Annotated in this window: 11 protein-coding genes and 2 pseudogenes; 3 read left to right on the forward strand and 10 right to left on the reverse strand. The window is 40.7% G+C overall.

What is annotated here, in order from left to right; genetic code table 11:
- Window positions 1-118: 118 nt before the first annotated feature.
- From EXT48_RS14720 to EXT48_RS14735, 4 genes are all read right to left on the reverse strand, one after another.
- The gene (locus EXT48_RS14720) at window positions 119-856 is read right to left on the reverse strand and encodes a 3-oxoacyl-ACP reductase family protein (protein WP_130164906.1); all 738 of its coding nucleotides are present in this window, start codon (window positions 854-856) and stop codon (window positions 119-121) included.
- Window positions 857-897: 41 nt separating this feature from the next.
- Complete coding sequence (locus EXT48_RS14725) at window positions 898-1818, reverse strand: metal-dependent hydrolase (protein WP_130164907.1); 921 nt, start codon at window positions 1816-1818, stop codon at window positions 898-900.
- A 109-nt stretch (window positions 1819-1927) separates the two neighbouring features.
- Window positions 1928-3541: an NAD(P)/FAD-dependent oxidoreductase gene (locus EXT48_RS14730; protein ID WP_130164908.1), complete on the reverse strand. Its 1614-nt coding sequence runs from the start codon at window positions 3539-3541 to the stop codon at window positions 1928-1930.
- A 4-nt stretch (window positions 3542-3545) separates the two neighbouring features.
- Window positions 3546-4427 carry a DUF1702 family protein gene (locus EXT48_RS14735; protein ID WP_130164909.1) on the reverse strand — a complete coding sequence of 294 codons (882 nt, stop codon included), beginning with the start codon at window positions 4425-4427 and terminating at the stop codon, window positions 3546-3548.
- Window positions 4428-5572: 1145 nt separating this feature from the next.
- Here EXT48_RS14735 and EXT48_RS23890 point away from each other — a divergent pair.
- Window positions 5573-5821 (forward strand): annotated as a pseudogene (locus tag EXT48_RS23890) (transposase family protein); the annotation flags it as partial.
- 47 nt (window positions 5822-5868) lie between these two features.
- On the opposite strand, the pseudogene EXT48_RS23895 reads toward EXT48_RS23890, so the two are convergent.
- Window positions 5869-6000 (reverse strand): annotated as a pseudogene (locus EXT48_RS23895) (DDE-type integrase/transposase/recombinase); the annotation flags it as partial.
- A 359-nt stretch (window positions 6001-6359) separates the two neighbouring features.
- On the reverse strand, window positions 6360-6509 hold the full coding sequence (locus EXT48_RS14745) for a transposase (RefSeq protein ID WP_130164911.1): 150 nt from the start codon (window positions 6507-6509) through the stop codon (window positions 6360-6362).
- A 315-nt stretch (window positions 6510-6824) separates the two neighbouring features.
- Between EXT48_RS14745 and EXT48_RS14750 the strand changes: the two genes are divergently transcribed.
- Together EXT48_RS14750 and EXT48_RS14755 are read left to right on the forward strand one after the other, a co-directional pair.
- Window positions 6825-7025: a hypothetical protein gene (locus EXT48_RS14750; protein ID WP_130164912.1), complete on the forward strand. Its 201-nt coding sequence runs from the start codon at window positions 6825-6827 to the stop codon at window positions 7023-7025.
- A gap of 748 nt (window positions 7026-7773) precedes the next feature.
- Window positions 7774-8280: a hypothetical protein gene (locus tag EXT48_RS14755; RefSeq protein ID WP_130164913.1), complete on the forward strand. Its 507-nt coding sequence runs from the start codon at window positions 7774-7776 to the stop codon at window positions 8278-8280.
- Window positions 8281-8299: 19 nt separating this feature from the next.
- Here the strand turns inward: EXT48_RS14755 and EXT48_RS14760 are convergent, their stop codons facing one another.
- From EXT48_RS14760 to EXT48_RS14775, 4 genes are all read right to left on the reverse strand, one after another.
- Window positions 8300-8929: a hypothetical protein gene (locus EXT48_RS14760; RefSeq protein ID WP_130164914.1), complete on the reverse strand. Its 630-nt coding sequence runs from the start codon at window positions 8927-8929 to the stop codon at window positions 8300-8302.
- Window positions 8930-9232: 303 nt separating this feature from the next.
- The gene (gene groL, locus EXT48_RS14765; RefSeq protein WP_017217202.1) at window positions 9233-10879 is read right to left on the reverse strand and encodes a chaperonin GroEL; all 1647 of its coding nucleotides are present in this window, start codon (window positions 10877-10879) and stop codon (window positions 9233-9235) included.
- Between the two features lie 50 nt (window positions 10880-10929).
- Window positions 10930-11217: a co-chaperone GroES gene (locus EXT48_RS14770; protein WP_010368755.1), complete on the reverse strand. Its 288-nt coding sequence runs from the start codon at window positions 11215-11217 to the stop codon at window positions 10930-10932.
- Between the two features lie 157 nt (window positions 11218-11374).
- Window positions 11375-11887 (reverse strand): FxsA family protein, encoded by a 513-nt coding sequence (locus tag EXT48_RS14775; protein ID WP_099028990.1) that lies wholly within the window; start codon window positions 11885-11887, stop codon window positions 11375-11377.
- Between the last annotated feature and the right edge of the window lie 6 nt (window positions 11888-11893).

Here is an 11893-nt window from a genome sequence, read left to right on the forward strand (position 1 = left end):
GGGCTACCTTAAGTAGCATCCACCATTTTCCTTTGCTTTTAGTAACATACGTGCGCTAACTACTGACATTCACTCCATTCTCTACGCCTTCAAAGAACCAAACAAAGGCAGGGAAACACTAAGCAGTGAATCCACCGTCAATCACGAGTGTTTGACCTGTGATATAATTTCCACCTGCTCCGAGTAAGAAAAGTACAGCTGGTGCAACATCATGCACTTGGCCTATTCTCCCCAATGGAATACTCTTGAACATGCTATTCATACTTCTCTCGTCTATTTTCGATGTCATTTCTGTTTCAATCAGGCCTGGAGCTAGAGAGTTCACCCGGATATTGAAACGTCCCAACTCTCTGGCCAAAGTTTTTGTCATTGCTATAGTGGCAGCCTTTGTTGCGGCATAATTGATTTGGCCCGGATTTGCCTTAAATGCAGTGACAGAACTAACATTGACGATACAGCCGCCTTGCATCAGCATCGATTTAACCAAACTTTTTAAGACATAAAACTGTGAGTTCAGGTTGGTATCCATCACTTCTTCCCAGTGCTCAAGCTCCATATTCAAAAGTATCGCATCTTTGGTAATTCCCGCATTGTTGACCAATGCATACGGCGCTCCATATGCCTTCTCAAGCTTTTTAGCCAGCTCGCCTACTTCACTAAATTGTGTCATGTCGCACTGATGTGCTTCGCACAAATGCCCTTCCTCGGTCAGGCTAGCACTTATACTCTCTGCTTTTAATTGACTACTTTTGTATGTAAAGACAACACGATACCCAGCAACAGCTAACTCACGTACGATCGCTTCACCGATACCTCTAGTTCCACCAGTAACTAGCACCCATTTCGTTTTATTCATATCTTTCTATCCAATCACTGATTCGCGTATGCTCGCAGCACTTAATTAACCGACTGTTGATTAATTGCCCTAAGCAATTGCGGCTCCCACTCCTTATCCCACTTCTCGATCAAATAAGCTCTCCGTTTCTTCACGTCAGCATCGTTGGGATGAAACCCTTCTTGAATGAGTTCTCTTCGATTAGCCATTATGCCGCTATAGAAGGCAGATGCTTCAATATCCGCCCGGGAAATGTCTTCACCAATCTGCTTTGCTATTGAGTACGTTGATATAATCGCTTCTACGTCGTCTAGATCACGTGTATTAGCCAATTCTTCAGGGCTCCACACTATTTCATCGTAGATCGATTGGTATAAATCGACAGCAATACTGCAATGCTCAATTTCTTCAATAAAATGGTACCCGAGTAAATAAAGTATCCCCAGGTTTTGAGAGTTTCGAATGGTGTAATTAAGGATCCCGTTATCGAATAATTGTTCGAAAAAAACGAAGCTAGATACACAAGTTTTACTTTCGAAAACAGCCACATCAAGAAGCGCCTGTTTAAGGAATACATTATCTTTTCCTGAGAATCCCAAATCATTGCGAGCGCCTTCCAACATTGGCTCATATTTATCTTTATAAATAGGATACAAAAAGTCATACACCCTTGGATGATAGCGCTCCTTAAACACTACTCCCTTGTGAAGCACTTTATTCAATTTCCTATGCTGGTTAGCATGGTGCATTTCCTGAGTGTAGTAATCTTTTTCGGCACGCATCACGGCTGGATCTGTAAGCAGTTTAAGCGCCGCTGAACGAACTCCTGTATAGAAGAGTTCGATAAACTCCACATAAAATGAGTAGCCGAGCCCTAGTAAGGAAGTTGCTCTTTCAAGGCTCCAAGCATAGTTAAAACCACTCTCATTTATCACCTTTTCTTCCATACGAAATGGGACCGCTCTTATAGTTATATTTTCCATACAACCTCCGAACGATTCAAAACATGATCTAAAAGTGATCGCTCACCAGTCTGCTCCTTGCTTATATTGATTCGTTTCATACTTCCCTCGTAATTTATTATGCTCATTGTCAAACACCTACTTTATCTAAAATATAACTGTAGTGTTCACGGCGGCCAGTTACCGATACATACTGTAAGAACTCCTCTAGCTCAGGTACACGATTAACACCGGCTTGTACCATTTCCCCAGCTGCTTGAGACAGTCTTTCGAATGCACCCTCCAACTCCTTAAGAGTCTGCGTATTCTTGGTCGCACAGACTAAACGCTCATTTAGTGACCTAAGGAACTCACACTCCGTCCAATCAATGTACTCTTGTGTCGGTTCATTTTTGGTATCAAGGCGGCTCCAAGTTAAGAAAAACCGTTGCATGTTTTCATTGAGAGCTGTAAATGAATGGAGCAAAGGCCAAACTTCGGGTTTCTTTGGTAGCTCTGCATAGTCTCCTTGACAGAAAATGAAAGCATTTTGGGTCCAATATATTGACCAGTCCCAACAAATCTTTAATGGCATAACTTGCTGGTTTCCAAAGATTTCATATTGACCACGAAATATCTTGAAGTAGGCATCTGTAAGACTTAGGAAGAAAGAATTAGCCGCTTCAATTCGACGATCTACACCTTTATCCCCAGCATGGTCACTGCAAATTAGATCCGTAATAAAAGTATTACTAAATGCAATAAAATCACTTCCAGGGGAGTAGAACGGATCAACGAATACTCCAGCAATCCCTGTTAGAAACCAGCGATCAGGTGAGTAAGCTTTTGTAGTGTGACGTGAAAATTCTTTTAAGATTCCAAAGTCTTGGAAATCAGAAACTGCTTCTTGTACCAGAGAAGCACATTGTGGCTCGTGCTTTTCCATCCACTTAACAAGCTTTTCGAATGTGTCGAATTCACAGCTTGGATGAAGATGTTCATCAGCAACGAGACCAATACTTGTGGAGCCACTTGCTAGCGGTATTAACCATATCCAATAGCCTCGTCCCATAAGGTGGTTGACACTAAGGCGTCGTTCAGGGCCACTGCCATGTCGCTCTTGCCATTGTAATGATTCGCTCCATTCATCTACTTTGACCTCACGTGCAACCCTAAACCATGCAGAACTAACCTTATGATCTGCCTCACGATCTAGTTTCAGTTTCTGCTTTAGTACGGCCCCTCCGCCAGTTGCGTCCACAAGCCACCTGCAACTGACTTGGCTTTGACTCCCCGCACGTTCGTAAAACACGGTATGATCTGACTCCTCTGAGCCTATCTGCACATCAATAACTTTAGTTCCTTCCTGAACGTCAATATTATCGCGGTTACACTTATCTATAATGAAGTTTTCAAAGCGTCCTCTGGCAATTTGGTAAGTATCAGCGGCAGGGAAATCACGACACCCGAGCTCCAGGCGAGATGATATATCTGTGTTTGAGCCATTATCCCAGAAAAATCGCTGGCCAAGTTTTGGCAAATGCTCATCTTTTAGGTGCTGCCCAAAACCAAGTATATTGGCAAAGTAGTGAGACGAAACCTCTACCGTAGACTCGCCAATTTTATAGGCACTTTCCTCAACAGGAAAAGTGTTCCGTTCAAGTACAAGAATTCGAATTGTAGGTAGTTGGCGTCTCACCTGAAGTGCAAGTCCCATCCCGGCCATTCCACCACCGAGAACCACTAAATCCATACGCTGTTCCATCGTTTCACCTCAAGTAACTAGATGCAGTTGTAATGTTTTTATGAAAGGGGTTGTTATAATCTAATGGTTTACAGAGAATCGTCTTGGTTTTCTGGATCGATGGAAAATTTTCGTGCGCTTTACCGCGCAAATACAACCCGTATTGTGCACCATGTGAAAGGTGATGACGGTGCTCCGTGCAGAAATCAGACAGCTCGGTGATTACGTCAAGTTCCGCTCCGCCAGTAAATGTTGCCGCCAGCCCAACGCCACGCCACACCGCACCTCTGCTACGCAGAGGTAGGGTTTGCAGGATGTTAAAAAGCTTTTCTGGCTGCGATGAACTTGCAAACCATAACGAACGTCCGTATCCGCTCCAAAGCCCAAAGTCAGAAGGACCATCATTTATGAGAGCATGCCCATGCCTTTGCAGCCGATGCCTAAACCTTATGCCGGAGTAGAAGCCATATCCATCCTTTATTGCTCTAAAACTCAAGCGTTCCCTAAAGCCTAAGCATTTTTCAAATGGTTGCCCCAGGAAGCCAATGCTCATCCCTACCCCGAAGGAGAATAACCTGTTAATGCTTGCTATATTAAAATAAGAATTTTCAAGTACATTTACTGTAATAAAACGAGTGTGAAAAAGTATACCGAAGGCCATTCCCGCGCCCTCGATAATATATGGCGCATTGAATGTATTATCATTATTAACTTGATATTCTAGTGCCGAGAAGTCTCTACCATCCACATATTCCAACATACTCTCGTAGAAAGTATCTAACAATGACTTAAAGTGCGCCTTTGATTTTTCTGAGCTATCGGGATCAAACCATTGTTCATAATCAACTTTTCGAGGAAGTGCGGCAAATAGTTCCGATCGACCAAATTTATTTTTAATAACATCCATATACTTATCTCCAACACTTCAAATCAGACTACCAAAGAAAAAAGAAAGTCACGCCAGACCTTCCTTCTCAAAGCAAATAAACAATATTTAAACATCATATTTAAATCCAACCATTAAATCAACAACCCCACCCATAGCGCATATTATTGCAACAAATTAAACACAAAACTTTTTTGAAATTTCATTCTATTAAACAGCTGAGGGGTTTTAAAATTAAATTTTTATGTAATACAGGGATTCACTAAAATTTAATATTTGATAGTAAAAACTGTTAATTTTGGATGAAAATCCACTTAAACCCATGATTTATAAAGTATAAAGTAATCACTTCCGGAGCATAGACTTAAAATATTCACATAAGTGTCAAAATAGAGTTATGTGCATGACCTGAGATTCATACCTTGTAGCCTTTTAGCTACGAGACTTATAGATAAATTTAATACCCCACAGTCAAAGACACAACCTTCACTTAAAAAACAAATAGTTATAAAAAAAACTTGAAATTTAAAGCTATTACTGGTGCTTATTCGATAAAAAATTGCTGAAGATACAGCAGTACTAGCTACCTTTATCTTTAGTTCAATAAAGAGACAACCTTATTTTCCCGTTTTCATCAATGCATTGTAAAGTTGAATAATAAAAACTAAACACATCCAATTTACTGTATATTTTTATTCACCACTGAAAATAATCGACATGACTAAAACCAAGCACCACTCACATCAAGAATAAGAATTGATAAGTTGCATACTTAAGAAAAGAATTTATCTTTTTTATTTTTAAACACTCCCTTTGACATATCTATTGTGATTAACGTAGGCACTATCACACATAGCCACAAACTGAAAATAAGAAAATTATAGCGATAAAAAACTATTAGAAAAAATACAATTCACCTAAAGAAAAAAGCAATAATTTATTGATAAATACAAAACAAAATAGGTCTGTAACTCCTAAAAAAAACGATATAAAATACTAACCCTTCAACTTATTAATAAAATTAAGGATAAATAAAAAGAGCAAAAACACTAATAATATGAAAAATATTAACAAACATCTTCGGGCTAGGGTGGGATCGAGCTTTAAATTGACAAGTATTGGAGTTTTATGATCTGGTTAAGCACCGCAATTTTTATGTCGTTACAATGAGCATCATGCATTTAGAATGGATTGAAGATCCTATAAGCGATGTTAATATCAAACATAATCTTGTCGGCATCTTGTTTTTGACTCTGAGTGCCGTGCTTAGTGGCGCTGACGGATGGATGCCAATTCTAGAGTTTGGTGAGCTGCAACTGGATTGGCTACGGCATCACCATCCCTTTGAAAAGAGCATTCCAAAACGCCATTGTATTGCTAATATAATCAAAGTGTTGGATACAGACGCTTTACTCACTAGATCAGTGGTCATACACCTATCATTATGCCAGCCAACAATTCAACGTGAATATAGATCCATTACAACAGCAAGATACATCCAGCCTTCGTCATTTTTTAGGTACGTCACGTCGCCAGCCCAAATTTGATTCGGTGCTACCGGATTAAAGCTCTGGTTAAGCAAATTATCAGCAACGGTATCAGAGTACTTCCGCTGAGTTATTACCTTATAAGCCACACGTTGTTTAACAACTAAATTGAGCTTCGCCATTAACTCTCTGGTTTTATAGCGCGTTATTTTAAAACCTGCTTTGCTTAAGCTCTTACATAACTCACGGTAGCCTAAGCTTTCTCTGCTGCATTTCAACAGTGCTTTGCCTTTCGATAAAGATGTAACTTTTCAGCCGTTATAAGCTTTACTGGACTCGCTAGCCGTGCGTAATAGTTTGAGCAACTCACTTTCATAGCTGAACATAATTTGATAACTCTAAAAGCTTGGCTATTCTCTCTGAGGAACCGATACTTTGCTTCTTATCTCAGCCGTTTTACTCATCTTCATTTAATGAATTTCCAGCTATAAATCAGTTTGGTGGTGATCTCTAAAGAAGCAGCCGCCTCTGAAACTGAATAGCCTTGCTCTATCACTAAAGCAACTGCTTCTTGCTTAAATTCAGTTCTATAAGACTTATTTTTACGTTTTGTCATTTAACACCTCAATATTAGATCATTGTCCATTATTAAAGTGTCCGGCTCAATTAAACCAGTTCATCATTACAATTCGGCCTTCGCTTGGTCAGACATCCTTTACCCACTTATCCAACAACGACCCTTGCGGGTCGCCTACCTATAACTTTGATAACAAAAGTTAAGCGAATAATTGGGCTTCCCAAGTTCCACTTTGATGACAACGATAGGGTTAGGTTCTACTTATCCACCAATGGTTCTTGTCATCATATTCCCAGATGTAAAAGGAGTAACCCGCCACATACCTTTTGCTTTAAGCGTAACAATGAGATTTTGATGATTGCAGTTGACTGTGTTTGCAGTAGTTTACGTACGCTAACCATTGCTATCGGCCTAGCCCTATTTCGGTTTGTCATTCACCAAAACCACCTTTTGTTCACAGAAAAAGATGCCTATTACAGAGGTACATTGTCAGGAAGCTTTGCACCATGCCGTTACCAGCATCGCACTATCCCTAGGCTACTGTTAGCTGAATAACAGGTCTGGCCGCGGACGAAATACGCCAGACAATCACCAAAGCAGCTTATATCACTGCGCTGTTATTGAAGTAGTAACAGCAACAATAAGATGCTGTGAAACTTACATTTTGAAATAAGCCAACTCCTTCAAGAAGTTGGCTTAATTTTGAAGCAAGGTCAGTTGGTTCAATTACATCATGTAATCGTTCAACTCGAGCACCCATTTAATATGTTGACCTTTGGTGTTCTAAGAGTCCCAGATAACTCTGGGTAAGGGGTATTGAGCGTTTCGTCAACGCTCAACCAAGGGAGCGAAACCTACAAAATCACCATACTAATCAATAGGTTATAAAAACAAGCGCGACTCTCGTCGCACTTACATCATGCCGCCCATACAGAGCTTAAGCTTTTGTTTATATTGGACTATTAGCATGGGAAAAAGTGGCGATACCCCACTTTATACCCCTCGGATGAAATAAAGTATAAATTTATTTATATTTCAACCAGTTACCTATATCAATAGCGCGCTAACAACAACTCTAAGGCTCTGAAGCAATTCAATATAAATTATTTAATAACAAATTGTTATGATACTGGCAATCATATAATTAGAAGTAAATTTCGAACTACCTTGTATTGTAATAGGAACATAGATAAATTAAAATTTTCTCCGAGTTTGATTCTGAGAAAAGGCTTTCAAGAGTCAAGTTACAAAATCACTCTCTTTTTCTCATCATACAAAATAACTTCAAGGACAAAGGAATATTATGAAAGTTATCGGTTTATTAAAATCACTTATGTTAGCGACATTGGTTAGCACTTCTGCTATATCTTATGCTCAAGCCGAAGGTGGATTAGTTCAAAGAGCTGAAGCGGTCGCTAAAGCTGAAGGTATTACTATGGCTGAGCTGCTAGACCGTTCTGAAAGTGGCGAACTAGACGTAAATCAAAGAGCCGCTGAATTAAATGCTGAATGGGGACGCTGCGAGACCTATAAATATACAAAGTATGCAAGTGCTAAAGTAGATCAAGAAATTACTCTTACCAATTTTTCAAGCTTTGGCGGTACTTGTAATTCTTACTTTTTCACAATAGAAAGAAACTATGATGGCCATGATATGGAATTAATTTTATACCGTGATGATAGAGAAATTGATCGAGGTACTCATATCGGAAGATACCTTCCTCGTGGCAGCTATAGATTAACTCTGAAAAACAACGGTGGCGGTACAAGTATACGTGGCGGTGTACGTTACGAATACCGCGAGAATTAATTTATATTACGCAGGCTAATTAAGCCTGCGTATCAACAAGTTTAGTTTCTTGGCTTTTTAGGAAATTGATCACCTTCTCTTGATACTCTTGGAGAAAAGATTCTGAAGTGATTTTAGCAACTGTTTGCTGTTTCTTTTGAGCATTACCCAACACACCATGAAATGAGCGGTAGTTCTCTTTTTCCATTTGCGCCGCGCCTTCTACATGATCTACAAAGAAGTCGATAATATTTATTTTTTCGTCAGGCTTGAAACCTTTTTCCTCAAAATTGACACCATCTAAAGAACCTTTCACCCCCATTACATCATCCCAAAATGTGTCACGTAAGCTCCCCGTATACCCACTCGAGCGTGCCATATCAGACTCCAACGTTCGAATTGCGTCAACAATACCTTTAAATTCATTGATAGACATATTCTCAAAATCAAAGCCCTCAGGATTAAGTAGAGCGCTGTATGGTGAACTGCTCGGCGCATCACCTGTAAATGCAGCAATAGACACAGACTCGTCAGATACTTGTTTCTCTTTGGTATCTTTAACCTGATTTGGTTCTGGCTCCTTTTTTACGGGCGTAGCAAACGGTTGTGTAGGTGTTGATGTTGGCGCATTCGTTGTTGACACCGAATGGATATTAAAATGAATAGTCATAAAAGCTCCTTTTCGTATTGCCTTAGTATCGGCAGTATTCCTATTTTACTTTAGCATATTGTGTTGGATTTTATGGTTGTTATACATTGGTTAGTTAGCCCAACTAAGCATGTTCCTGCTACTAGTCCATTTGTGTAAAACAGCACAAAGCACATTTTTTTTACAACACATGGGACTTAAATCGATACCCCACTTTATACCCCTAAAATAATGACGCTTGAGCAAATTTCAGACACAAAAAAACCCTAACATCAAACTGTTAGGGTTTTTCTAAAGCGTGTAGTGCTTAGGAGATGATGTTTATCACATCATGCCGCCCATGCCACCCATTCCGCCCATGCCGCCCATATCTGGACCAGCAGCTTCTTCTTTCGGAATTTCAGCAACCATCGCTTCTGTAGTGATCATTAGACCAGCAACCGATGCTGCGAACTGAAGTGCAGAACGCGTTACTTTAGTTGGGTCTAGGATACCCATTTCGATCATGTCGCTGTATTCGCCAGTTGCAGCGTTGTAACCGTAGTTACCTTCGCCAGCTTTAACTGCGTTAACCACAACTGATGCTTCGTCACCTGCGTTTGAAACGATTTGACGAAGTGGTGCTTCCATCGCACGAAGTGCCACTTTAATACCGTGGTTTTGGTCTTCGTTGTCACCAGTTAGCGATTCAAGCTTGCTCGCTACGCGAACTAGCGCAACACCACCACCAGGTACTACACCTTCTTCAACCGCTGCGCGAGTTGCGTGTAGTGCATCTTCTACGCGGTCTTTTTTCTCTTTCATTTCAACTTCAGTTGCTGCGCCAACTTTGATTACTGCAACACCGCCTGCAAGTTTTGCCATGCGCTCTTGTAGTTTCTCTTTGTCGTAGTCAGAAGTTGCTTCTTCGATTTGTGCTTTGATCTGAGATACGCGACCATCGATTGCTTCTTGCTCGCCAGCACCGTCAATGATAGTTGTATCATCTTTAGTGATAACCACGCGCTTAGCTGTACCTAAGTCTTCAACCGTAGCTTTCTCAAGCTCAAGGCCAATTTCTTCAGAGATAACCGTACCACCAGTTAGTGTCGCGATATCTTGTAGCATTGCTTTACGACGGTCACCAAAGCCAGGTGCTTTAACCGCAGCAACTTTCACGATACCACGCATGTTGTTTACAACCAGAGTTGCCAGCGCTTCACCTTCAAGGTCTTCAGCAATGATTAATAGCGGCTTGCTTGTTTTAGCAACGGCTTCAAGTGTAGGTAGAAGTTCACGAATGTTAGAGATCTTCTTGTCTACTAGAAGGATATGTGGGTTATCTAGCTCAACTTGGCCTTTTTCAGCGTTGTTGATGAAGTAAGGTGATAGGTAACCACGGTCAAACTGCATACCTTCAACTACATCTAGTTCGTTCTGTAGTGATTGGCCTTCTTCTACAGTGATAACACCAGACTCGCGACCTACTTTTTCCATTGCTTCTGCAATGATGTCACCAATCTCTTTATCAGAGTTAGCTGAAATCGTACCAACTTGTGCAATCGCTTTTGCGTCTGAACAAGGCACTGAAAGCGTTTTTAACTCTTCAACAGCAGCGATAACTGCTTTGTCGATACCACGCTTAAGGTCCATTGGGTTCATACCCGCAGCAACTGACTTAAGACCTTCGTTCACGATAGCTTGCGCAAGAACAGTTGCAGTTGTAGTACCGTCACCCGCTGCGTCATTAGCTTTAGACGCAACTTCTTTAACCATTTGTGCGCCCATGTTCTCGAACTTATCTTCAAGCTCGATCTCTTTCGCAACAGATACACCGTCTTTAGTGATAGTTGGTGCGCCGAATGACTTTTCTAAAACAACGTTACGGCCTTTAGGACCTAGCGTTACTTTTACTGCGTCTGCTAGTACGTTTACGCCTTTTAGCATTTTTGTACGAGCGTCACCTGCAAAACGAACTTCTTTAGCTGCCATGTTATAAATTCCTCTTAAATTCTGTTGTCGATTAAACTAAAAAGTATTAATTATTCTACGATGCCTAAGATGTTATCTTCGCGCATGATCAGGTACTCTTGACCTTCGATCTTTTCAGTTTTTTCGATGTAAGAGCCGAACAACACTGTGTCGCCTGCTTTTACTTGTAGTGCTTTAGTTTCACCATTGTCCAACACGCGGCCGTTGCCTACTGCAACTACTTCACCACGTGAAGACTTTTCAGCTGCAGAACCAGTTAACACAATGCCGCCAGCTGACTTTGTTTCTTCTTCAAGACGCTTAACAATGACGCGATCATGTAAAGGACGAATGTTCATTTATATAGTTCTCCTAACAGTTTCTGAACAATGACAGAAATAATGCTTTTTTAAGGCGCTGTTACATCCACAGGTTGTGGTTAACACACGCAATTTTAATTGCTTTCATTTATGGGGATGGGCAAATTAAAACCCAAGAGAAAAAACCAAAAAAAGTTTAGTCTTTTCTTTCGTATTCACCTTCAATCGTTGTTGAAGAATTTCTACCCGATTGATTTTTAAATGGATCTCTAATTTCTTCCTGCTGCTCCGCACGCCCGTCGCGTGATTGATTAGCAAACGGTGACTGACCTGAGTGCATGCCTGTTTGCACTCTTACGGTGGCATGAGCTAAAAGCGACTGCGCCAGCCTTTTTCTAACGGCTGGGGTTAACAGTAAAAAACCTAATACATCGGTCATGATCCCAGGCGTCATCAATAGCACACCGGCAATGATCACACACAAACCGGTAAATAAATCTTGTGCAGGCAATTGCCCACGAGACATCTGTTGCTGTACGTTGACATAAGCGCCAAGACCCTGCTGTTTAACCAGTCTTGCCCCTAAAATGGCGGTACCAATTACAAGCGCAATGGTAGCAAAACCGCCTATCACCTCGCTGACTTGGATCAGCAAAGCAATTTCAATAATCGGAATAGCGATAAATAAAATAAATAAGAATCTAAACATACTTTC

It is taken from the genome of Pseudoalteromonas sp. CO348, assembly GCF_004208845.1.
Lineage (GTDB): Bacteria > Pseudomonadota > Gammaproteobacteria > Enterobacterales > Alteromonadaceae > Pseudoalteromonas > Pseudoalteromonas maricaloris.